The 21,578-nt window shown below is 74.5% G+C and carries 20 protein-coding genes; 11 read left to right on the top strand and 9 right to left on the bottom strand.

Going from position 1 to position 21,578, the window contains the following annotated elements:
* Positions 1 to 48 precede the first annotated feature (48 nt).
* From MY520_RS11115 to MY520_RS11095, 5 genes are all read left to right on the top strand, one after another.
* Positions 49 to 939 carry an ABC transporter ATP-binding protein gene (locus tag MY520_RS11115; protein WP_436692155.1) on the top strand — a complete coding sequence of 297 codons (891 nt, stop codon included), beginning with the start codon at positions 49 to 51 and terminating at the stop codon, positions 937 to 939.
* The gene (locus MY520_RS11110; RefSeq protein WP_436692154.1) at positions 936 to 1,694 is read left to right on the top strand and encodes an ABC transporter permease subunit; all 759 of its coding nucleotides are present in this window, start codon (positions 936 to 938) and stop codon (positions 1,692 to 1,694) included. The genes MY520_RS11115 and MY520_RS11110 overlap by 4 nt, the downstream gene beginning before the upstream one ends.
* A 122-nt stretch (positions 1,695 to 1,816) precedes the next feature.
* On the top strand, positions 1,817 to 2,893 hold the full coding sequence (locus MY520_RS11105; RefSeq protein WP_436692153.1) for an alkene reductase: 1,077 nt from the start codon (positions 1,817 to 1,819) through the stop codon (positions 2,891 to 2,893).
* 74 nt (positions 2,894 to 2,967) lie between these two features.
* Complete coding sequence (locus tag MY520_RS11100; RefSeq protein ID WP_436692152.1) at positions 2,968 to 3,534, top strand: hypothetical protein; 567 nt, start codon at positions 2,968 to 2,970, stop codon at positions 3,532 to 3,534.
* A 27-nt stretch (positions 3,535 to 3,561) separates the two neighbouring features.
* Positions 3,562 to 4,491 (top strand): oxidoreductase, encoded by a 930-nt coding sequence (locus tag MY520_RS11095; RefSeq protein WP_436692151.1) that lies wholly within the window; start codon positions 3,562 to 3,564, stop codon positions 4,489 to 4,491.
* A 69-nt stretch (positions 4,492 to 4,560) separates the two neighbouring features.
* Here the strand turns inward: MY520_RS11095 and MY520_RS11090 are convergent, their stop codons facing one another.
* The 5 genes from MY520_RS11090 to MY520_RS11070 all read right to left on the bottom strand — a co-directional run bounded on the left by MY520_RS11090 (position 4,561) and on the right by MY520_RS11070 (position 10,627).
* Positions 4,561 to 5,265 (bottom strand): SRPBCC family protein, encoded by a 705-nt coding sequence (locus MY520_RS11090; protein ID WP_436692150.1) that lies wholly within the window; start codon positions 5,263 to 5,265, stop codon positions 4,561 to 4,563.
* Positions 5,262 to 7,685 carry an aerobic carbon-monoxide dehydrogenase large subunit gene (cutA, locus tag MY520_RS11085; protein ID WP_436692149.1) on the bottom strand — a complete coding sequence of 808 codons (2,424 nt, stop codon included), beginning with the start codon at positions 7,683 to 7,685 and terminating at the stop codon, positions 5,262 to 5,264. Before cutA ends, MY520_RS11090 begins: the two co-directional genes overlap by 4 nt.
* An 88-nt stretch (positions 7,686 to 7,773) precedes the next feature.
* Entirely contained in the window at positions 7,774 to 8,280 is a 507-nt protein-coding gene (locus tag MY520_RS11080) for a (2Fe-2S)-binding protein (RefSeq protein WP_436692148.1), read from the bottom strand.
* Positions 8,277 to 9,152: an FAD binding domain-containing protein gene (locus tag MY520_RS11075; RefSeq protein WP_436692147.1), complete on the bottom strand. Its 876-nt coding sequence runs from the start codon at positions 9,150 to 9,152 to the stop codon at positions 8,277 to 8,279. Before MY520_RS11075 ends, MY520_RS11080 begins: the two co-directional genes overlap by 4 nt.
* The gene (locus MY520_RS11070) at positions 9,149 to 10,627 is read right to left on the bottom strand and encodes a uracil-xanthine permease family protein (protein ID WP_436692146.1); all 1,479 of its coding nucleotides are present in this window, start codon (positions 10,625 to 10,627) and stop codon (positions 9,149 to 9,151) included. Before MY520_RS11070 ends, MY520_RS11075 begins: the two co-directional genes overlap by 4 nt.
* A 174-nt stretch (positions 10,628 to 10,801) precedes the next feature.
* Between MY520_RS11070 and MY520_RS11065 the strand changes: the two genes are divergently transcribed.
* Entirely contained in the window at positions 10,802 to 12,307 is a 1,506-nt protein-coding gene (locus tag MY520_RS11065; RefSeq protein ID WP_436692145.1) for an FdrA family protein, read from the top strand.
* On the top strand, positions 12,304 to 13,713 hold the full coding sequence (locus MY520_RS11060) for a DUF1116 domain-containing protein (protein ID WP_436692144.1): 1,410 nt from the start codon (positions 12,304 to 12,306) through the stop codon (positions 13,711 to 13,713). Before MY520_RS11065 ends, MY520_RS11060 begins: the two co-directional genes overlap by 4 nt.
* 2 nt (positions 13,714 to 13,715) lie before the next feature.
* Here the strand turns inward: MY520_RS11060 and MY520_RS11055 are convergent, their stop codons facing one another.
* The gene (locus tag MY520_RS11055) at positions 13,716 to 14,459 is read right to left on the bottom strand and encodes a DUF2470 domain-containing protein (RefSeq protein WP_436692143.1); all 744 of its coding nucleotides are present in this window, start codon (positions 14,457 to 14,459) and stop codon (positions 13,716 to 13,718) included.
* Between the two features lie 70 nt (positions 14,460 to 14,529).
* Here MY520_RS11055 and MY520_RS11050 point away from each other — a divergent pair, with 70 nt between their 5' ends.
* A complete protein-coding gene (locus tag MY520_RS11050; RefSeq protein ID WP_436692142.1) occupies positions 14,530 to 14,784 on the top strand; it encodes a hypothetical protein in 255 nt (84 codons plus the stop codon).
* Positions 14,785 to 14,816: 32 nt separating this feature from the next.
* A complete protein-coding gene (locus MY520_RS11045) occupies positions 14,817 to 15,131 on the top strand; it encodes a S4 domain-containing protein (RefSeq protein ID WP_436692141.1) in 315 nt (104 codons plus the stop codon).
* A 152-nt stretch (positions 15,132 to 15,283) separates the two neighbouring features.
* On the opposite strand, the gene MY520_RS11040 is transcribed toward MY520_RS11045, so the two are convergent.
* The 3 genes from MY520_RS11040 to MY520_RS11030 are packed head-to-tail and all read right to left on the bottom strand — an operon-like array spanning position 15,284 to position 18,308.
* Positions 15,284 to 16,387, bottom strand: coding sequence for a ring-opening amidohydrolase (locus tag MY520_RS11040; protein ID WP_436692140.1), 1,104 nt, complete (start codon positions 16,385 to 16,387; stop codon positions 15,284 to 15,286).
* A gap of 30 nt (positions 16,388 to 16,417) precedes the next feature.
* Positions 16,418 to 17,386: a carbamate kinase gene (locus MY520_RS11035; protein WP_436692139.1), complete on the bottom strand. Its 969-nt coding sequence runs from the start codon at positions 17,384 to 17,386 to the stop codon at positions 16,418 to 16,420.
* A 46-nt stretch (positions 17,387 to 17,432) separates the two neighbouring features.
* The gene (locus MY520_RS11030; RefSeq protein ID WP_436692138.1) at positions 17,433 to 18,308 is read right to left on the bottom strand and encodes a PHP domain-containing protein; all 876 of its coding nucleotides are present in this window, start codon (positions 18,306 to 18,308) and stop codon (positions 17,433 to 17,435) included.
* A 24-nt stretch (positions 18,309 to 18,332) separates the two neighbouring features.
* Here MY520_RS11030 and MY520_RS11025 point away from each other — a divergent pair, with 24 nt between their 5' ends.
* A complete protein-coding gene (locus MY520_RS11025) occupies positions 18,333 to 20,558 on the top strand; it encodes a RecQ family ATP-dependent DNA helicase (RefSeq protein ID WP_436692137.1) in 2,226 nt (741 codons plus the stop codon).
* A 39-nt stretch (positions 20,559 to 20,597) separates the two neighbouring features.
* Positions 20,598 to 21,221 carry an alpha-ketoglutarate-dependent dioxygenase AlkB gene (locus tag MY520_RS11020; protein WP_436692136.1) on the top strand — a complete coding sequence of 208 codons (624 nt, stop codon included), beginning with the start codon at positions 20,598 to 20,600 and terminating at the stop codon, positions 21,219 to 21,221.
* Positions 21,222 to 21,578 lie beyond the last annotated feature (357 nt).

Genomic DNA, 21,578 nt, shown 5'->3' with positions numbered 1-21,578 from the left:
GCCCGGGGACGAGTCTTCTCGCCGTCGACCCCACGAGCGGAGGCTCCCATGATCACGGTCAGCGGACTGACCAAGCAGTACGGCGGCCGCACGGTCGTCGACGACGTGTCCTTCACCCTGGCGCCGGGGACGGTCACCGGCTTCCTCGGTCCGAACGGCGCCGGCAAGACGACGACGATGCGGATGATGACCGGGCTGGTCCCGGCGACCGCGGGCAGCGCCCTCGTCGACGGCCGGCCGTACGCCGAGCTGGCCAACCCCGGCGCGGTGGTGGGCACCCTGCTCGACGCCTCGGCGGTGCACCCCGGCCGGATAGGCCGCACCCACCTGCGGCTGATGGCCGACACCGTGGGTGTGCCGGCGGCGCGGGTCGACGAGCTGCTGGAGCTGGTCGGGCTGGCCGACGCCGCTCGGCGCCGGGTCGGCGGCTACTCCCTGGGGATGCGGCAGCGGCTGGGCATCGCCGGCGCCCTGCTGGCCGATCCGCCGGTGCTGGTCTTCGACGAGCCGGCCAACGGCCTGGACCCCGAGGGCATCCGCTGGATGCGCGACATGCTGCGCGGCCACGCCGCCCGCGGGGGCACCGTGCTGCTCTCCAGCCACCTGCTGAGCGAGGTCGAGTCCACCGTCGACCGGCTGCTCGTCATCGGGGCCGGCCGGATCGTCGCCGACGGTCCGGTCGCCGACCTGCTCGGTGGCGACGGCACCGCCGTCCGTGCCGTCGACGCCGCCGCCCTGACCCGCGACCTCGAGGCGGCCGGCCTCCCCGTCCAGCACGGCACGGACGGCGCGCTGCTCGTGCCGGGTGCCGAGCCCGGGCGCGTGGGCGCCGTCGCCGCCGCCGGGGGCCACGTGCTCACCGACCTGCGTCCGGTGCAGCGCGGCCTCGAGGACCTCTTCTTCCAGCTCACCGCCACCAGCGAGGAGATCGACCGATGAACGCCGTCGTCCCCCCGGCCGTGCCCGCCCGGCCCGCCGTCCGCAGCACCGCTGCCTCGCCGGCCACGCTGGTCGGCGTCGAGGTCCGGAAGTCCCTGTCCAGCCGCTCCGGCAAGGCCCTGGTGGGGGCGGCGGTGCTGCTGCCGTCGATCGCCATGGGCCTGGCCACCACGGGCGAGGGGGTCATCGGCGGGGCCGACGGCCCCGTCGGCGCGATGGGCCTGCTCACCGGGATGCTGCTGCTGGCCGTCGGTATCGTGTCCACCGCCGGCGAGTGGTCGCACCGGACCGTCCAGACCACCTTCCTGCTCGTGCCCCGACGCGGCCGGGTGCTGGCCGCCAAGGCCGTGGCCATGGGCCTGCTGGGTGCGGCGGTAGCCGCGCTGGCCACGGCGGCGTCGACCGGCGTCCTGTGGGTCACGCTCGGCAGCGACCTCTCGTGGGACGGCGTCCCGCGGGCGATGGCGGTGGTCGTGGCAGCCGGTGCGGTCTTCGCGGGAACCGGCGCGGGCATCGGCGCCGCGCTGGCCAACGCCCCGGCGGCGCTGACCGTCACCTACCTGACGGTGCTCGGCGCCGTTCCGGTGCTCGGCGCCATGCAGCCGGAGATCGCCCCGTACGTCGACCCGAACGGCGCGGTGCTGGCCCTGGCCCAGGGGCAGGAGACGACGCAGTCGGTGCTGGTGCTGGCCGGTTGGGTCGTGGTGGCCGGCGTGGCCGGTGCGGTGGCAACCCGCCGCCGCGCAGTGGCCTGACACGCACCGCCCGAGGGCCCTCCCGACCGAGGTCGGGAGGGCCCTGGCTCCTGCAGGAACGCCCGAGCGTGATGACGGTCGCGTTCCGGAATGGGGCCGCCGCGGGCCGCCTTGGTCCTGGCGTGGACCTGTTCTCCCCCGTGACCCTCGGCGACCTCGAGCTCGCCAACCGCGTCGTGATGGCCCCCCTCACCCGCATGCGCTCCGGCGCGTCCGGCGTCCCCGGCGACCTCGTCGCCGAGCACTACCGGCAGCGCGCCGGCGTCGGGCTGATCATCACCGAGGGCACCTACCCCAACCACGAGTCCCAGGCCTTCGTCGGCCAGCCGGGCATCGTCACCGACGAGCAGGTCGAGGGCTGGCGCCGCGTCGCCGAGGCCGTGCACGCCCGGGGCGGCCGCGTCGTCATGCAGGTGATGCACGGCGGCCGGGTCACCCACCCCGACGTCAACGGCGGACGCCGCGTCGTCGCCCCCAGCGCCCTCGCCATCGACGGCGAGGGCCACACGTCGCGCGGCAAGCAGGCCTATCCGGTGCCGCACGCGCTGACCGTCGAGGAGGCCCGCGGGGTGGTGGCCGACTTCGTCGCGGCCTCCCGTCGCGCGGTCGAGGCCGGCCTGGACGGCGTGGAGATCCACGGCGCCAACGGCTACCTGCTGCACGAGTTCCTCGCCCCGTCGTCCAACCAGCGCACCGACGAGTACGGCGGCAACCCCGCGAACCGGGCGCGCTTCGTCGTCCAGGTGGTGACGGCGGTGGCCGCGGCGATCGGCGCCGGTCGCGTGGGCCTGCGCATCTCGCCGGAGCACGACATCCAGGGCGCCCTCGAGACCGACCGCGCCGACGTCCTCGCCACCTACGGCGCGCTGCTCGACCAGTTGCGCCCGCTGGGCCTGGCCTACCTGAGCGTGCTGCACCGCGAGCCGGCGGGGGACCTGGTGCAGGAGCTGCGGCGGCGCTTCGGTGGCCCGCTCATCGCCAACAGCGGCTTCGGCACGGTCACCACCCGCGAGGAGGCGGTACGGCTCATCGAGGCCGCGCACGCCGAGGCCGTCGCCGTCGGCCGGGCCGTTCTCGCCAACCCGGACCTCGTCGAGCGCTGGGCCGGCGAGCACCCGGAGAACGAGCTGAAGCCGCACCTGTTCTACGCGCCGGGCGCCGAGGGCTACACCGACTACCCGACGCTCAAGGCCGGCTGACCGCGTAGGGCAGAAGTGGCCATTTCTGCCCTCCGGGCGGCGTGCGGGACGGCCGCGCCGGATAGACAGCGGGGGTGCACCTCGACGACCTGCTGCCGAACAGCCACCACGTCACCCGGCAGTCGCAGTGGATCTCGGCCCCGCCGGGCGTCGTGTGGGACGCCCTCCACGAGGTGCGGCTCAGCGGCCTGCCGGTGACCGTCGCGCTCAGTGCCGTCCGCCTCCTCCCGGTGCTGCTGTCGGGTGGCGGGTTCGGGCGGCTGCACGACCGGCCCTTCCTCGACGCCCTCCCGGTGCCGCTGCTGGCGTCGTCGGCGCCGGAGTCGGTGGTGTTCGGCGGGGTGCTGCAGGCCTGGCGGCTGAGCGGCGGGGAGCAGCCGCCGTCGCTGGACGCCGAGGGGTTGTACCGCTGGATGCGGCCGGGCTGGGTGAAGGCCGTCATGGACTTCCGGCTGACGCCGGTCCGGAACGGCACCGAGCTGAGCTCGGAGACGCGGGTGCTGGCGACCGATCCGGGAACGCGGCGCCGGTTCGACCGGTACTGGCGCGTCGTCCGGCCGGGCAGCTCGGCGATCCGCTGGGAGGTCCTGACGGCGGTGCAGCTGCGCGCCGAGGGGCGGATGCGGTCCGCCGTCGCGTGACCGGGCTCCGCGTGCGGAGATGGGTGGGTGGCCTGGACCGAGAAGGACATCCCGGACCTGCGCGGGCGGACGGCGGTGGTGACCGGCGCGAACGGCGGTCTGGGCTTCCAGACGGCGCTCGCGCTGGCCGGAGCGGGGGCGCACGTGGTGCTCGCGGCGCGGGACCCCGCGAAGACGGCGGCCGCGGTCGCGCGGATCACCGAGCGCCACCCGGCGGCGTCGCTCGAGGTGGTGCCGCTCGACCTCGGCGACCTGTCCGCGGTGAAGACGGCAGCGGACACGGTGCTGGCCGGACACGAGCGCGTCGACCTGCTGGTCAACAACGCCGGGGTGATGGCGATGCCGCAGCGGACGACGGCCGACGGGTTCGAGGTGCAGCTGGGCGTCAACCACCTGGGGCACTGGGCGCTGACCGCGCACCTGCTGCCGGCGCTGCTGCGGGCGCCGGCCGCGCGGGTCGTGACGGTCACGAGCACGGCCCGGCACCGGGCCCGGCGGCTGGACCCGGCCGATCCGCACCTGCGGCGCGACTACGGGCCGTGGAGCTCGTACGCGCGGTCGAAGATGGCCAACCTGCACTTCGGCCTGGGACTGCAGCAGCGGTTCGCCTCGGCCGGCGTGGCCGCGGCGAGCCTGCTCGCGCACCCGGGCCTGTCGAACACCGACCTGCAGGCGCGATCGGTGCGCGAGGGCGGCGCCGGTCCGCTGGGGGCGTTCTTCGAGGTGATGACCGCCCGGTCGGGGATGACCCCGGTCGAGGGCGCCCGGCCTCAACTCCGGGCGGCTACGGACCCTCGGGCGAAGGGCGGGGAGCTGTACGCGCCGCGGTTCGGCTCGCACGGCCCGGCGGTGCGGCGGCCGATCGTGCGCCGACGTCACCAGCAGGAGCAGATCGACGTCCTGTGGCAGGTCTCCGAGCGCGAGACCGGCATCCCGCTGCACGTCGAGAGCCCCTGACGACGTGTGCACGTACCGCGGACTCCCACCTCCCGAGAGGACGTCACGTGCACACGACGGCGACCGGTGTCAGCCCCGGCGGCGGCCCAGGAGCCAGCCGACGAGGACGCCGAGCAGGGTCAGCCCGGCGCCGCCCAGGGCCCCGACGGCCAGCGTCCGGACGTCGGACGGCGCGGTCGACGGAGCAGCCGCCCGGCCGGCGAACACCTGCGGGGCCGGCGCCGCGGTGTCGCTCACCGCGGCCGCCGACGGGCGCGCCTCAGCCCCAGCCGCAGCCCCAGCCCCAGCCCCAGCCCCAGCCCCAGCCGAGACCGCGGCCGGCACCGGAGCCACGACACCGGTCAGCTCGTCGTCGATGGCCGTGAAGAACTGCCCGGCCATCCGCTTGGCGACGCCGGTGATCATCCGCTGGCCCACGCCCGCGACCGGGCCGCCGATGACCGCGTCGGCCGAGTAGCTGAGCGTCGTCGTCCCGGCGTCGGCCGGCTCCAGCTCGATCGTCACCGTCGCCCGCGCGTTCCCCGGGGCACCGGCGCCCGACGCGTGCATGACGTAGGACTTCGGCCGGTTCTGGTCGGTCAGCCGCACCTCGCCGGCGTAGGTCCCGCGGATCGCGCCCACGCCCACCGAGACGTTCATCTTGTACTCGTCCGGGCCGACCATCTCCAGCGACTCGCAACCCGGGATCGTGCGCGCCAGCACGGCCGGGTCGGTGATGACCCGCCACACCTCCTCCGGCGCAGCGTGCAGCAGCGCAGAGCCGTCGAGGTTCACGCGTCAACTCCTGTCCCCGCCCGGCGCGCGGCCGCAGCGGTCTTCTCCGAATCGGGGGATCGCATCAGGTCGTAGAGCTGGGTGGGGGAGATCGGCATCGCCGCGATCCGCCGTCCGGTGGCGTCCTCGATGGCCGAGGCGATCGCCGCCGTCCCGGGGATGACGCCGGCCTCGCCGGCGCCCTTGAGCCCCAGCGGGTTCAGCGGCGACGGGGTCTCCTGGTGGTCGATGACCACGTCGGGGACCTCGCTGGCGTAGGGCATGAGGAAGTCCATGAACGAGGCGTTCTGCAGCTGGCCGTCGGCGTCGTAGGCCATCCGCTCGTACAGCGCGCCGCCCACGCCCTGCGCGACGCCGCCCTGCACCTGCCCCTCGACGATCATCGGGTTGACGATGTTCCCGCAGTCGTGGACGACGGCGTACTTGACGACGTCGATCTCCCACGTCGCCGGGTCGATCTCCACGATCGCCGCGTGCGCGCCGGAGGCGAAGGTCGAACGGATCGGCGAGTAGTAGTCGCGGTGCTCCAGGCCGGGCGCGTCGCCGACCGCCACCGGGGGCTTGGAGTCGTCCGCGGGACCGGCGAACTGGGTGGCCTGCTTGGCGGCCTCGTCGAAGGCGTACCGCAGGGGGTTGGACAGGACGGCGACGGTGCGCAGCGGGATCGCGGTGCCCGGCGTCCCCTTCACCTGGACGACGCCCTCCTCGATCTCCAGGTCGCCCGGGTCGGCCTCCAGGACGTCGGCGGCGATCCGCAGCGCCTTCTCCCGCACGCCACGCGCGGCCAGGGCGATCGCGTTGCCGCTCATCACCGCCGCGCGCGAGGCGAAGGTGCCGACGGCGTAGCCGAACCGCCGGGTGTCGCCGGTGGTGACCTCGACGTCCTCGATCGGCACCCCGAGCTCGGAGGCGACGATCTGCGCGAACACCGTCTCGTGCCCCTGGCCCTGCGAGGTCAGCCCGGTCGACACCAGCACCTTGCCGCTGCCGAGCACCTGCACGTGCCCGCCCTCGTAGGGGCCGGGGCCGGTGCCCTCGACGTAGAGCGCCATCCCGACGCCGAGCAGCTTCCCGCGGGCCTCGGCGTCCGCCCGGAGCGACTCCGCCTCCTCCCAGCCGACCAGCTTCCGCAGCTTGGCCAGCAGGCCGGGGTAGTCGCCGGAGTCGTAGATGACCGGCCGGCCGTCCTGGAAGGTCAGCCGGTGGTCGTAGGGGAACTGGTCGGGCTGGATGAGGTTCCGCTCCCGGACCACGGCCCGGTCCAGGCCGAGCGCGTCGGCGATGCGGTCCATCGTCCGCTCCATCGCGAAGCAGCCCTGCGGCCGCCCGGCGCCGCGGTACGGCGTCACGATGACGGTGTTGGTGAAGACGCTCTCCACGATCACCCGGTACACCGGGAGGGCGTACGGGCCCACCAGCTGGGTCGCCGTCACGATCGGCACGATGATGCCGTAGGGCGTGTACGCGCCGTTGTCGTGCCAGATGTGGACGTCGAGCGCGGTGATCCGCCCGTCGTCGTCGTACCCGACGGTGATCTCCTGCCGCTGCTGCCGCTCGTGGGCGCTGGAGATGAAGTGCTCGCGGCGGTCCTCGGCCCACTTCACCTCGGCCCGCAGCGCGATCGCGGCCATCGGCACCAGCAGCTCCTCGGGCCACGGGTGCACGATCTTCACGCCGAAGCCGCCGCCGACGTCCGGCGCGATGACCTCGACCTTGTCCAGCGAGAGCTCGAGCTTCGCCGCGATCGCCGCGCGGACAGACGTCGAGGCCTGGGTGCTGGTGTAGACGCGCAGCGACCGGTCGTCGGCGTCCCACCGCGCGTGCACGCCCTTGCCCTCCATCGGCATGCAGGCGCTGCGCTCGATGTACTGGGTGAAGGACAGCGTGTGCGGGCTGGCCGCCAGCGCCGGGTCGACGTCCCCGGTCTCCTGGTGGTGCCGGGCCGCGATGTTGTCCGGGATCTCCTCGTGCACGGCGTGCTCGGCCGCGCGGGCGGCGTCCACGCCGACCACGACCGGCAGCTCCTCGTACGTGACGGCGATCCGCTCGGCGGCGTCCTCGGCGAGGTACCGGTCGGTGGCCACGACCATGACGATCGGCTCGCCGACGTGGTTCACCTCGCCGGTGGCCAGCGGGTAGCCGGTGCGCGGCGAGTGCAGCTGCGGGTGCGGGATGAGGACCGGCAGCGGCTCGGCGAGCGGGCCGGTGAGGTCCTCGTAGGTGTAGATGGCGACCAGGCCCTCCACGTCCAGCGCCGGCTCGACGTCGATGTCGACGATGCGGGCGTGCGCGTGCGGGCTGCGCACGAAGGCGGCGGCCAGCGCGGTGTGCCCGATGTCGTCGAGGTAGCGGCCGCGGCCGGTGATCAGCCGGGCGTCCTCCCGCCGGCGGACCGGCTCGCCGAACAGCTTCGTCGTCACCGCCGTCCCCCTCGAGGCATAGGAAGCGATTCCCACGTCGCGGCGCTCGATACGCGGGCAAAGCTTCCTATGCCTCGCGCGGGCGACGTCACCGGGCGTCCTTCATCGCGGTGGCGGCGTGGCGGACGGCCTTCTTGATGTTCGCGTAGCCGGTGCACCGGCAGAGGTTGCCGCCGACGATCTCGTCGACCTCCTCCTCGGTGAGCTCGGCGGCCGCGTCGCGCTGCTCCAGCCCGGCCTTGATCGTCATGAGGAACCCCGGCGTGCAGAACCCGCACTGCAGGGCGTGGCACTCGCGGAACGCCTCCTGCACCGGGTGCAGCGCGCCGTCGGCGCCCGCGAGGCCCTCGACGGTCTGCACCGTCGCGCCGTCGACCTGGACGGCGAGCAGCAGGCAGGAGCGCACCGCGGCGCCGTCCACCAGCACCGTGCAGGCGCCGCAGACGCCGTGCTCGCAGCCCACGTGGGTGCCGGTCAGCCCCAGGTCGTGGCGCAGCGCGTCCGAGAGCAGCCGGCGCACCGGGACGGTGGCTTCACGTGGAACACCGTTCACGGTGACGGTGATGGTCCGCTCGGTGTCGACGGGAACGGTCACGCGGCGGTCCTCTCGGCGGCCTCGGCGGCTGCCGACGCCAGCGTTCGTTCGGTCAGCACGCCGACGAGCAGGCGGCGGTAGTCCGCGCTGGCGTGCAGGTCGCCGTCCGGGTCGACCAGGCTGCGGGCGAGCGCGCCGGCGCCGGCCCAGTCGGCGCCGGCGACCGGCTGCCCGGCGACGGCCTCGGTGAGGTCGTGCACCTCGGGCACCAGCCCGACGGAGATGTAGGCGGCGCGGGCGGCGGACACGCGGCGGTCCTCGTCCAGCGTGACGACGACGCCGGCGCCGCAGACCGCGTAGTCGCCCCTGCGGCGGGCGACCTCGGCGAAGGCGGTGCCCGCGCGCGGCGGGAGCGCGGGGAAGAAGGCGGAGGTGACGACCGCGGGGCCGGAGATCGAGGTCTCCAGCGGCCCGACGAACAGGTCGCGCCAGGGGATCGTCTCGACGCCGCCGGGCGTGGCCACGGTGACGGAGCCGTCGGTGAGGGCGAGGACGGAGGTCATCTCGCCGGAGGGGTCGGCGTGCGCGATCGAGCCGACCGTCGTCCCGCGGTTGCGGATCGCGGGGTGGGCGACGTTCGCCGTCGCCCGGGCCAGCAGCGGCTGGACCCGGGCGGCGGCGCCGTCGTCGAGGAGTGTCGCGTGCCGCACCAGGGCTCCCACCCGCACGCCGTCCCCGGTGGCCTCGACGGTGTCGAGGCCGGGCACCCGGTTGATGTCCACGAGCGTGGCCGGCGCCGCGAGCCGCATGGAGAGCAGCGGGAGCAGCGACTGGCCACCGGCGAGGACCTTGGCGCCCTCCTCCGTGGCGAGGACCTCGAGGGCCTCGGCCACGGAGCCGGGGTCGGCGTAGCGGAAGGGGGCGGGCTTCACTTGTCCAGCTTGCCCTTCCCCGGGGTGCGGGAGTGGGGGACGCCGGGCCGGCCGACCTCGTCGACCGACGACGGGTCGGGGCTGATCTCGTCACCGTGCACGTGCCCGAAGGTCGAGGCGGCGGCAGGGTGCAGCCCCTCGCGGGTCAGTGCCTCCCGCATCTCCGCGGGGGCCAGGGCCCGGGCGACGTGCCACCCGAGGACGGCGACGATCGAGCCGAGTGCGATCCCGCCGAGCGAGAAGTTCTCGCTGAACACCAGCGTGACGTTCCCGATGGCGATGATGATCCCGGCCGACAGGGGAACCAGGTTGATCGGGTTGGCGAAGTCGACCCGGTTCTCCTTCCAGATCTTGACGCCGAGCAGGCCGATCATCCCGTACAGGACCACCGTGATGCCGCCGAGCACGCCACCCGGGGTGGCGTTGATGAGCGCGCCGAACTTGGGGCAGAGACCGAGCAGGATCGCGACGATCGCGGCCACGTAGTAGGCCGCCGTCGAGTAGACGCGGGTGGCGGCCATGACGCCGATGTTCTCGGCGTAGGTCGTCGTGGGGGACCCGCCGACCGCGGTGGCCACCACGGTGCCGACGCCGTCGGCGGCGATCGCCCGGCCCATGACCGGGTCGAGGTCGCGCTTGGTCATCGCCGCGACCGCCTTGACGTGCCCGGTGTTCTCGGCGACCAGCGCGATGACGGCGGGCAGGACGAGGAGGGAGAAGTTGAGCGAGAAGCTCGGCGCCGTGAAGTCGGGCAGCCCGATCCACGGGGCGTCGGCCACCCCGCCGAGGCTCACCCGGTCGTGGGTGGTCGCCTCGGTCGCGCCACCGAGCACGGAGGTGATCGGGCCCGCCGTCACGTCGAGCAGCCAGGAGAGCAGGTAGCCGAAGATCAGGCCCAGGAGGATGGAGATGCGGGCCCAGAAGCCGCGCAGCAGCAGCGAGGCGACCACGACGAACGCCATCGTGGCCAGCGCCACCCACTGGTCCTGCGGCCAGTAGATGCCGGAGACGACCGGGGCGAGGTTGAACCCGATCAGCAGCACCACGGCGCCGGTGACGGCCGGCGGCAGGATCGTGTGCAGGAAGCGCACCCCGGCGAAGTGGATGAGCACACCCACGAGCGCCAGGACCACGCCCGACACGAGGATCGCGCCCACGACGTCGCTGGAGTCACCACCCGCGCCCCGGACGGCGACCACCCCGCCCACGAACGAGGCGCTGGTGCCGAGGTAGCTCGGGACCTTCCCGCTCACGATCAGCAGGAAGATGATCGTCGCGATGCCGCTCATCATGATCGCGAGGTTCGCGTCCAGTCCCATGACGAGCGGGAAGACGAAGGTCGCGCCGAACATGGCCACGACGTGTTGCGCGCCGATTCCGATGGTGAGCGGCCACGACAAGCGCTCGTCCGGGGCGACGGCCTCGCCCAACGGCGGGGTCTTGCCGTCCCCGTAGAGCTTCCAGCTGAACGCCATGAGTGCCTCCTCGACGTGCACCACAGACCTGGCCGGGCCGGGTCGACGGACGTCGTCCGGCACCAGAGAGGCGCCAATGTGTCACGCACCCGGGGGCTGCGGAAGTACCTCAACGCTAAATCGTTACGGGCAAGATCTCTCAACGCTGAGGGAGTTTGTCGCTAGGGTCGAGGCGTGACCGCCCCTCCCTCGGACGCCGCTGCCCGGCACGTCTCCCTCCGCAGCGGTGTCTACGCCGACTCGGTGAAGTTGATGCAGGTCAGCCGCGACATCGGCGCCCGCGACGGGGTCTCCGCCGTCCTCGTCGCGATGGCCACACCGCTGAACCTGGAGCTGGCCCGGAACATGGGCCTGGCGCCCGACGGCGCCGCCTCCCCGGACCAGTTGCTCATCGCCATCCGGGCCGCGGACGACGACGTCCTGGTTGCGGCCGTCGCCGCCGTCGACACCGCGCTCGCCGCCCGCGAGCGCTCGGGCACCGCCGGTGAGGCGATCCCGGCGCGGACCATCGGGGCCGGCCTGGACGCGCTGCCGACCGGGGGCCCGGCCCTGGCCATCGTCAGCGTTCCCGGGCAGTACGCCGTCGCCGAGGCCGCCGACGCGATCGCCGCCGGCCGCAGCGTGCTGGTCTTCTCCGACGGCGTGCCGGTCGAGGACGAGGTCGCGCTCAAGCGGGCCGCGCACGACGCCGGCGTCCTCGTCATGGGCCCCGACTGCGGCACGGCGATCGTCTCCGGGGTCGCCCTCGGGTTCGCCAACGTGGTGGCGCGCGGACCGGTCGGCCTGGTCGCCGCCTCCGGCACCGGCGCCCAGCAGGTCTCCTGCCTCCTCGACATGGCCGGTGTCGGCGTCAGCCACGTGCTCGGCGTCGGCGGCCGGGACCTGTCGGAGGCCGTTGGCGGGCTGGCCACGCTGGACGCGCTGGCCGCCCTCGACGCCGACCCGGCCACCGAGCGCGTGCTGCTGGTCTCCAAGCCGCCGGCGCCGTCGGTCGCGGCCGCGGTCGAGGCCGCCGCCGCACAGCTGTCGGTTCCGGTGCGCTCGGCGGCCCTCTCGCCGCAGACCCCGGACCTCACCGCCGCGGTCGAGGCGCTGCTCGCCGACATGGGCGCCGCGGTGCCGGAGTGGCCGTCGCGGCCGGGCGACGGCACCGCAGCCGCGCCGGGCGCCGTCCTCAAGGGGCTGTTCTCCGGGGGCACGCTCGCCGACGAGGCGATGCTCCTCGCGGCCCCCGTGCTCGGCGACATCCGCTCGAACACCCCGCTGCGGCCCGAGCTGGACCTCGGGACGGACCTGTCCGCCTCCGGTTCCGTGGTCGTCGACTTCGGCGACGACGCGCTGACCGTCGGTCGCGCCCACCCGATGATCGACCCCACGCTGCGGCTCGAGGCCCTCGCCGCCGTCGCGGCCGCCGACGAGCCGGCCGTCGTCCTCCTCGACGTGGTCCTCGGTCACGGGGCGGACGCCGATCCCGCCGCCGCCCTCGTCCCGGCCCTGACCGCGGCCCGCGCGGCGTCGGCCACCCCGCTGCCGGTCGTGGTCGCGCTGGTCGGCACCGAGGCCGACCCGCAGGGCTGGAGCCGGCAGGCCGACGCCCTGGCCGGCGCCGGCGCCGCTGTCTTCGCCTCCAACGCCGCGGCCACGCGGCACGCCCTCGACCTGCTGGGAGCAGCACGATGACGCTGGCCGAGCTCCTCTCCGCCCCGCCGGCGATCGTCGCCGCCGGTGTCGACGTCTTCTCCGACGCGCTGCGCGCCCAGGGCGCGGAGGTGCACGACGTCGACTGGCGCCCGCCGGGCTTCGGCGACCCGGGCGACCTCGCCGCGCTGGCCCTCGACCGGCGCCGGGCCGCCGCCAACCGCACCGCGGTCGAGCGGCTCATGGCCGCGGGCGCGCAGCTGGTCGACGTCCGGCCGGCCCGCGACGTGATCGGCCTCCCCGACCGCACGCTGCTGCACGCCGGGCCGCCCATCGCCTGGGCCGACGCCAGCGGCCCGCTGCGCGGCGCGCTGATCGGCGCCTGCCTGTTCGAGGGCTGGGCCGACACCGCCGAGGAGGCGGAGCGCGTCCTCGCCGCCGGCGAGATCACCCTCGACCCCTGCCACCACCACCGCGCGGTGGGCCCGATGGCCGGGGTGACCAGCCCGTCGATGTGGATGTGGTGCCTGCACGACCCCGTCCACGGCGGTCAGGCGTTCTGCAACCTCAACGAGGGCCTCGGCAAGGTGCTGCGGATGGGCGCCTACAACGACGAGGTGATCACCCGGCTGCGCTGGATGCGCGACGTGCTGGGGCCGGTGCTGCAGTCCGCCGTCCGCTCGATGACCGAGCCGCTGGACGTCAAGGCCGTGCTCGCGCAGATGCTGCAGATGGGCGACGAGGGCCACAACCGCAACCGCGCCGGCTCGCTGATGACCCTGCGCGAGCTGTCACCGGCGATCGTGGCGGTCGACGCGCCGTCGTCCGACATCGCCGAGGTGCTCCGGTTCATCGGCGGCAACGAGCACTTCTTCCTCAACCTCGGCATGCCGAGCGCGAAGCTCGCCCTCGACTCCGCCCGCGGGATCCCCGGCTCCACCATGCTGACCGTGATGTCCCGCAACGGGACGGAGTTCGGCATCCAGACCGCCGGCACCGGCGACCGCTGGTTCACCGGCCCCGCCAACACCCCGGTGGGCCTCTTCCTCGGCGACTACGGCCCCGAGGACGCCAACCCCGACATCGGCGACTCCGCGATCATGGAGACCTACGGCGTCGGTGGGTTCACCATGGCGGCCGCGCCGGCGATCGTCCGCTTCGTCGGCGGCACCGTGCCCGACGCCCTGGCCACCACCGAGCGCATGTACCAGCTGACCCTGGCGGAGAACCCGGCGATGCAGGTGCCGATCCTCGGCTTCCGCGGCTCCCCGACCGGGATCGACGTCCTCGCGGTGGCCCGCACCGGCTGGCTGCCGCAGATCAACACCGGCATGGCCGGCCGGGTGGCCGGCACCGGCCAGGTCGGTGCCGGGCTGGTCCAGCCGCCGCAGCAGTGCTTCGAGCAGGCGCTGGTCGCGCTGGCCGAGGAGGTGCGCGCCGCCGGCTGAGCTCAGTGGGTGCAGGAGAGCAGCCCCTCGACGGCGGCCGGGAACCCGCCGGCGTCGGACAGCGGGGCGGGGAACGGCGTCCGCAGGTCGTAGCAGCCCCGCCGGTGCTCCACCCGGAAGAGGACGCCGAACCGGTCCAGGCCGAGCAGGTGCACGTCGTCGTCGCCGGTCCACGCCCGCACCCGTGAGCACAGCTCGCCCAGCGGGCCGGCGTGCGCGGCGATCAGGTCGCCCTCGGCGGCGCCGAGCGGGTCGGGCCGGGCGGCGGCGTACTCCTCCGGCGTGACCTCGGTGCAGGCCCCGCCCTCGTGCAGCAGCACCTCGGCGACGTCGAGGCGCAGCAGCGTCGCCGTCAGCCCGACGTCGAGCAGGACGTCGGCGGGGCTGGCGTCGGCGAACGCCAACACCCGCTCGGGCTCGTCGCGGGCGGCCAGCGGGGTGAGCCAGCCGGCCAGCTCCAGGCGTGCCCGCAGCGGGTTGCGCAGCGGCAGGGGCGAGCGGCAGGTCACCGTCAGCCGTGCGGGCAGGTCGCCCTCGGGGGCGGCGTGCACCGTCCCGGCCAGGCCGCCGGACCGGGGGACGACGAGCAGCACCTCCCCGTCCGCGGTCGTGGTCGCGGCCAGCGGGTGGCTGGTGCCCAGGCCGAGGGCGTGGACGGAGGCGGCGGGCCGGGTCGCGACGGTGCGCGCCCGCTCGGCGGCGCCCGCGGCGAGTGCCCGGGACGGGAACGGTGATCCAGCGGTCATGGCTTCCCTCGGGGTGGACGTCGGGGGATCGAGTCTGAGTAAGGTGAGCCTAACCAAACCAGGAGGTCTCGTGAACACCCCGCGCCCCAAGGTCCGGCTCAGCCGCGCGCTCGGCATCCCCCTGACGCCGAAGTCCGTCCGCTACGTCGAGCGCCGGCCGTACCCGCCGGGGGAGCACGGCCGGAAGCGCAGGAGCACCAGCGACTACAAGACCCGGCTGCTCGAGAAGCAGCGGCTGCGGGCGCAGTACGACATCAGCGAGACCCAGCTGCGGGCCGCCTTCGACCGCGCCAAGCGGGCCGGGGCAAGACCGGCGAGGCGCTGATCCAGGACCTCGAGTCGCGGCTGGACGCGACCGTGCTCCGCGCCGGGTTCGCGCGGACGATCTACCAGGCCCGCCAGTTCGTCGTCCACCAGCACGTCCTGGTCAACGGCAGGCGCGTGGACCGGCCCTCCTACCGGCTGCGCCCGGGCGACTTCGTGCAGATCGCCCAGCGGTCACGGACGTTGGAGCCCTTCGTCGTCGCCGCCGCCGGTGCGCACGCGACCCCGCCGGCCTACCTCGAGGTCCGGCTGGCCGACCTGGTGGCCAGGGTGGAGCGGACGCCGTCCCGCGACGAGGTCCCGGTCGTGTGCGAGGAGCAGCTCGTCGTCGAGCACTACTCCCGCTGACCCCCCTCGACGCCCGCTGCCCAGTCCGCCCAGCTCGCAGCCCAGTCCGCGGCTCAATCCGCGTTGATCATGGGGTTGCTGCCGACCGACACGCCCGTACCGGCGCGTTCGGCGGCAACAACCCCATGATCAACGGGCAGTTCGTGCCGGGGTCAGGCCTTGACGATCGCGGCCACCGGGCCGCCGCCCGACGGGCCCTGGTGCACCGCGGCGACCGACACGAACACGGCCGGGTCGCCGGTCACCGACGCGGTCACGCCGCCGACGGTCGCCTTGATCTGGCGGTGCCAGGAGACGTCGGAGTCGTCGAGCATCGCGTTGCGCCGCCCGCGCACCTTGCCGTCGGGCGAGGCCTCGCACTTGAGGAAGACGTTGACCAGGCGGTCGCCGAGGTCGGTGTGGTGGGGACGCTCGGGCAGCTCGAGGCCGGCGTCGCGGATGGCCGCCCAGATGCCGTCCTGGTCGAGGGCGTCCTTCATGACCGAGTGGCCCACGCGGTAGGTGCCGCCGTGCCCACGGGCGTTGCCGACGACGACGATCTGCGCGCGATCCAGCTCGACGCCCGAGGAGCAGGAGGCGACGGCGCTGTAGAGGGAGAGGTCGCGCATGACCTGCTCCTGCGTCGGCATCTCGATCTCGCCGAGGGCCACCGCGATGCCCAGGGCCGTCGTGCCGTTGGAGATGTCCATGGAGCCGTGCGGCTCTTCCAGGATGGTCGTCTGGCCGCGCTCGTGGGCGTCGCGGATCGTGTCGATGGTCAGCAGCGGCGTCTTGGTCTGCACGTAGTGGACGTCGGCCGGGTCGGTGATGCCGGCGGCCTCCATCGCCTTCTTCACGCCCTCGGCGACCTTCTCGACCATCGCGACCCGGCCGATGTCCTCGGGCAGCAGGACGTCGCTCATCGCGTAGCCGACGGTCAGCCGCGGCTCGTCGGTCTTCTCGACGGCGTCCTCGGGGAGGGTGGCGAAGACGGTGGCGTGCGGGCTGATGACGCCGTCCGTCCCCCCGGACCACACGATCGGGATCTGCTTGACCTCGTCGAGCGACCGGGAGCCCTTCTCGAGGAGCACCTCGCGGAAGGCGCGGTCGGCGATGATCCGCGTGTAGTCGTTGATCCCGCCGTTGCCCTCGGTCTTGCCGATGACCGCGACGACCCGGTCGGCCTCCATGACGCCGTCGTCGATGAGCTTGGCCAGCTCGGACGCGTCACTGACGTTGTGCAGGGGGACCTTGCGGACCTCGATCGGTGCGGGCATCGCGGCGTTCCCTTTCGTCGGGTGGGTGGGTCACTGGGCGGTGAGGACGGTGCCGACGGCGTCCCCGCGGACGGCGTCGGAGATGTGCTCCAGGCTGGTGATGACGGCGCGCCGGGGCTGGTCGTGGCCGGGGGCCGTGCCGGTCACGAAGCGCAGCGCGGCGTCCACCTTGGGCCCCATGCTGCCGCGGGCGAACTGACCGGCCGCGGCGTGCTCGCGCAGCTCGGCGGCGGTGACCGCGCCGAGCGGCCGGGCGGACGGCGTGCCGAAGTCGATCATCACGTTCGGGACGTCGGTGGCGATGACCAGCGTGTCCGCGCCCAGCTGGGCGGCCAGCAGCGCCGCGGTGAGGTCCTTGTCGATGACCGCCTCGACGCCGCGGAGCGCCCCGCCGCCGTCGTCCACCACCGGGATGCCACCGCCGCCGGCGCAGGCGACGACGAAGCCCGCGCCGGCCAGCGCCGAGATCGCCGGGACGTCGACGACCGACCGCGGCTCGGGCGAGGCGACCACGCGCCGCCAGCCGCGGGGGCCGCGGTCCTCCCAGATCTGGCCGTGCGCGATGAAGGTCTCGGCCTTCTCCCGGGGGAGGAAGCGGCCGACCGGCTTCGACGGCTCGCGGAAGTGCGGGTCGCCGGCGTCGACCAGCGTCCGGGTGACCAGGCCGGCCGTGCGCTGCGCCAGGCCGCGGGCGGCGAGGGCGGCGTCGAGCTCGTCGGCGAGGGTGAATCCGATGGTCGCCTGGGTCTGCGCCACGCACCAGTCCAGCGGCACCGGCGGGACCTCGTGGGCCGCCAGCTCGTTCTTGACCAGCAGGTTCCCCACTTGCGGACCGTTGCCGTGGGTGAGCACCACCTCGACGCCGGCGGCCACGACCTCGGCGATGGGCCCGCACGCCGCGGCGATCGCCGCCTGTTGCGCGTCCGGCGTCGCCGATCCGTCGGGACCGGTCATCGCGTTGCCGCCGAGGGCGATCACGACGCGGCGGGAGGAGGTCACGCCGGAACCCTAGCCGGGAAGTGCCTCAGCGCTGAAGTAAATCCGGTCAGCGGCGCCAGAAGTCGAAGGAGTCGCGTCCGGGCCGGAACCCGGCCGCCTCGACGACGTCCACCGCGAGGTCGAAGTGCTGGCCGACGACGGCCGGCTGGTGCGCGTCGCTGCCGAAGCTGACCGCGGCGCCGCCCTCCTCGTAGAACCAGCGCACCTGGTCGACCGAGGCCAGCGGGCTGGTCGTGTTGACCTCGAGCGCGCGGCCGGTGCCGGCCAGCGCGCGGAACACCGCCCGGTACTCCTCCTCGTAGTCCTTCTCCGCGTACCGGTCGCTGCCCCCGGGCCAGTACCGGCGCGGGAAGTCCACGTGCGCCAGCACCTCGAAGACGTCGCTGCTCTCCACCATGTCGACGACCTCGGCCAGGTAGCGCCGCATCGTGGTGTCCGGGTCCGGGTAGAGGAGGCGGCCGACGCCGTAGAGCCGCCCGTCCTGGCTCAGCGAGTGCAGCGACCCCAGCACCCGGTCGACCGGGGCGTCGCGCAGGTGGCCGGCGACGCTCGCGGCGAACAGGTGCGGCTCGCCGGTCTCGACGCCGGACCAGATCCGCAGCTCCGGGAAGCGCTCCCGGCACTCGGTCAGCTCGGCGAAGTAGCCCTCGACGTCGATCGGCAGGTGCCGTGAGGCGTGCCGGTCGACCAGGCCGTCGGCGGTGGCCCGGTCCTCCGGTGACCACGTGGTGAAGTCGAGGTGCTCGGTGAAGGCGATGGCGGGCAGGCCCCGGGCGACGGCCCGCTCGCAGGCGCGCACCATCGTGGCCGAGTCGGGGGTGTCCCAGGACCACCTGGTGTGTACGTGGTTGTCCGGCGGTCGCATCGTCTGTGGATTGTCCTCCTCCGTCCCCAGGTTCCGCGCGGCGGCCGGTCCTGTCACCGCGGGTGCCTACTGTCGGGAGCCGTGAGCACCGCCGCGCCGCCGTCCGCCCTGACCACCGAGGCCCTCGAGGTCCTCCGCGAGCTGACCGGCCGGCCCGACGCCGAGTTCCGCGAGGGGCAGGACGCCGCCGTCGCCGCGTTGGTCGAGCGCTCGGAGCGGGCGCTCGTGGTGCAGCGCACCGGCTGGGGCAAGTCGGCGGTCTACTTCGTCTCCACGGCGCTGCTGCGCCGCCGCGGCGCGGGCCCGACCCTGCTGGTCAGCCCGCTGCTCGCGCTGATGCGCGACCAGGTGGCGGCGGCCGCGCGGGCCGGCATCCGCGCGGTGGAGATCTCCAGCGCCAACGCGACGGAGTGGGACGACGTCGCCTCCCGCCTCGCCGCCGACGACGTCGACGTGCTGCTCGTCTCCCCGGAGCGGCTGACCAACCCGCGGTTCCGGGAGGAGCAGCTGCCCGGGCTGGTCGCCCGCTGTGGCCTGCTCGTGGTCGACGAGGCGCACTGCGTGTCCGACTGGGGTCACGACTTCCGCCCCGACTACCGGCGGATCCGCGACCTGCTGGGCACGCTGCCCGCGGGCACCCCCGTGCTGGCCACGACGGCGACGGCGAACGAGCGCGTGGTGGCCGACGTCGCCGAGCAGTTGGGTGCCGGCGGGGTGTCGGTGACGACGGTGCGCGGTCCGCTGGCGCGCGACTCGCTGCGCCTGGGCGTGCTGCGGCTGCCGACCGACCGCGCCCGGCTCGCCTGGCTGGCCTCCCACCTGGAGGACCTGCCGGGCAGCGGGATCGTCTACACGCTCACCGTCGCCGCGGCCGAGGAGACCGCCGCGCTGCTGCGCGACGCCGGCCACGAGGTCCGGGCCTACACCGGCCGGCTGGACGACGCCGACCGTCGCGAGGCGGAGGAGGCGTTGCGGGCGAACGACGTCAAGGCCCTCGTCGCGACGTCCGCGCTGGGCATGGGCTTCGACAAGCCCGACCTGGGCTTCGTCGTCCACCTCGGGGCGCCGTCCTCGCCGGTCAGCTACTACCAGCAGGTGGGTCGCGCCGGCCGCGCCGTCGAGCACGCCGACGTCCTGCTGCTGCCCGGCCCCGAGGACCTGGCGATCTGGCAGTGGTTCGCCACGTCGTCCATGCCGCGGGAGGACCACGCCGCCGCGGTGCTGGGCGCGATGGCCGACGGCAAGGCCTGGTCGGTCGCGCGGCTGGAGACGGTCGCCGACGTCCGCCGGTCCCGGCTGGAGCTGCTGCTCAAGGTGCTCGCCGTCGACGGCGCGGTGGAGCGGGTCCAGGGAGGCTGGCGGTCGACCGGCCGGCCCTGGGTCTACGACGCCGACCGCTACGCCCGGGTCACCCGCACCCGCGAGGCCGAGCAGCGCGCGATGATCACCTACGCGCGGCCGGTCGACGAGGCGCAGTGCCGGATGGCCTTCCTCCAGGAGGCCCTCGACGACCCGACCGCCGCGCCGTGCGGCCGCTGCGACGTCTGCGCCGGTCCCTGGTACGCCACCCAGGTATCCGCCGCCGCGACCGAGGCGGCCTCGGCGGTGCTCGACCGCCCGGGGGTGGAGCTGGCGCCCCGGGCGCAGTGGCCCACCGGCGCCGACCGGCTCGGCGTCGACGTCAAGGGCAAGATCGCCGCCGGCGAGCAGCTCGACCCGGGCCGCGCCGTCGCCCGGCTCACCGACCTGGGCTGGGGTCAGCGGCTGCGCACCCTCCTCGGGGACGACGGCGTGGGCGGCGTCGTGACCCTCGACCACGAGGCGCCCGGCATCGAGGAGGACCCGGACGCCGCGTTCGACGTCCCCGTGCAGCGGTCGATCTCCGACGTCCCGCCCGACGACGAACTGATCCGCGCGTGCGCGCGCGTGCTGGGCGCCTGGGACTGGACCGAGCGGCCGGCCGCGGTCGTCGCCGTCCCCTCGCGGCGCCGGCCCCGGCTGGTCACCGGCCTCGCCCAGGGGCTGGCCGGGCTGGGCCGGCTGCCCTACCTCGGCGAGCTGTCCCTGGTCTCCGGGGGCCCGACCGGCGGGCCCGGTGGCAACAGCGCCTTCCGGCTGGCGGGTGTGTGGCAGCGGATCGTGGTGGGCCCCGAGCTCCGCGAGCAGCTGCGTGCGCTCGGGCCGGTGCCGGTCCTGCTCGTCGACGACCTCGCCGACTCGCGCTGGACCATGACCGTCGCGGGGCGGGAGCTACGGCTGGCCGGCGCCTCGCGGGTGCTGCCCTTCGCGCTCGCCCTGACCGCCTAGGGGTCGTACACCTGTTCGATCCGGCGTAGCCTCCGCGGCATGTCGCTCGCGCACCAGCCGTCGATGTGGGACCTCGCCGAGGAGCCCACCGTGGGGCCGCTCGCCGTGACCCGGCACCACCTCGCGCGTGGTGCCTGGGTCGATCACCTGCCGGGCTGGGTCAGCGGCTCGGACGCGGTGCTCGAGGTGCTGCTCGGGGACATCGGCTGGCGCGCCGACCGCCGGCAGATGTATGAGCGGGAGGTCGCCGTCCCCCGGCTGCTCCGGTGGTACGGCGCGGAGGAGACGCTGCCGCACCCTCTCCTCGCGGAGGCGCGCACGGCGCTGAACAGTCACTACGGCCCCGAGCTCGGAGAGCCGTTCGTCAGCGCCGGGATGTGCCTCTACCGGGACGGGCGGGACAGCGTCGCCTGGCACGGCGACCGGATCGGCCGCGGGCGGAGCGCCGACACGATGGTCGCCATCGTCTCCTTCGGCTCGCCGCGGCCGCTCGTGCTCCGTCCCGTCGGGGGCGGCGAGAGCCTGCGCTTCCCCCTGGGGCACGGCGACCTCGTGGTGATGGGCGGCTCGTGCCAGCGCACGTGGGAGCACTGCATCCCGATGACGGCCAAGGCCGTCGGGCCGCGGGTCAGCGTCCAGTTCCGGCCGCGGGGCGTGGCCTGACGACGCGACGGACTCCTCCCCGGGCCCCGCGTCGGGTGGGCCCGCGCTTGCCCCGCCGCGCGCAAGCCGCGGACCTGCGGAAACGGCCGGCGGTCGACGGGAGGGGGAGCCCCTCCGGACCCCCCGTGCACGACCCCCTCCGGCGCGTGTATCGTTCTCCCTGCACCGCGCGAGAACGGACCGGGCCGCCAGCCTGGTCAACCGCCGGTCGAACCCCCGCGGTTTGACTGCTGCGGAGCGCGGAGTACAGTCGAGACACCGCCTCGAGCAAAGGCCCAAAAGGCTGGCGTTGGAGCGCGTCCGCTCCTTGAGAACTCAACAGCGTGCCGAAAGTCAGTGCCAAGTAACAACCCCTTT

Source organism: Geodermatophilus sp. CPCC 205506 (assembly GCF_051383635.1).
In the GTDB taxonomy this organism is placed as follows: Bacteria; Actinomycetota; Actinomycetes; order Mycobacteriales; family Geodermatophilaceae; genus Geodermatophilus.
The sequence above is the reverse complement of the archived record's forward strand: the minus strand, read 5'-3'. Positions and strand labels throughout refer to the sequence as shown.

Coding starts and splice junctions, on each gene's coding strand:
- MY520_RS11115 (WP_436692155.1), top strand. CDS start 49: ATGATCACGGTCAGCGGACTGACCAAGCAGTACGGCGGCCGCACGGTC.
- MY520_RS11110 (WP_436692154.1), top strand. CDS start 936: ATGAACGCCGTCGTCCCCCCGGCCGTGCCCGCCCGGCCCGCCGTCCGC.
- MY520_RS11070 (WP_436692146.1), bottom strand. CDS start 10,627: ATGGCGTTCAGCTGGAAGCTCTACGGGGACGGCAAGACCCCGCCGTTG.
- MY520_RS11060 (WP_436692144.1), top strand. CDS start 12,304: ATGACGCTGGCCGAGCTCCTCTCCGCCCCGCCGGCGATCGTCGCCGCC.
- MY520_RS11055 (WP_436692143.1), bottom strand. CDS start 14,459: ATGACCGCTGGATCACCGTTCCCGTCCCGGGCACTCGCCGCGGGCGCC.
- MY520_RS11040 (WP_436692140.1), bottom strand. CDS start 16,387: ATGCCCGCACCGATCGAGGTCCGCAAGGTCCCCCTGCACAACGTCAGT.
- MY520_RS11020 (WP_436692136.1), top strand. CDS start 20,598: ATGTCGCTCGCGCACCAGCCGTCGATGTGGGACCTCGCCGAGGAGCCC.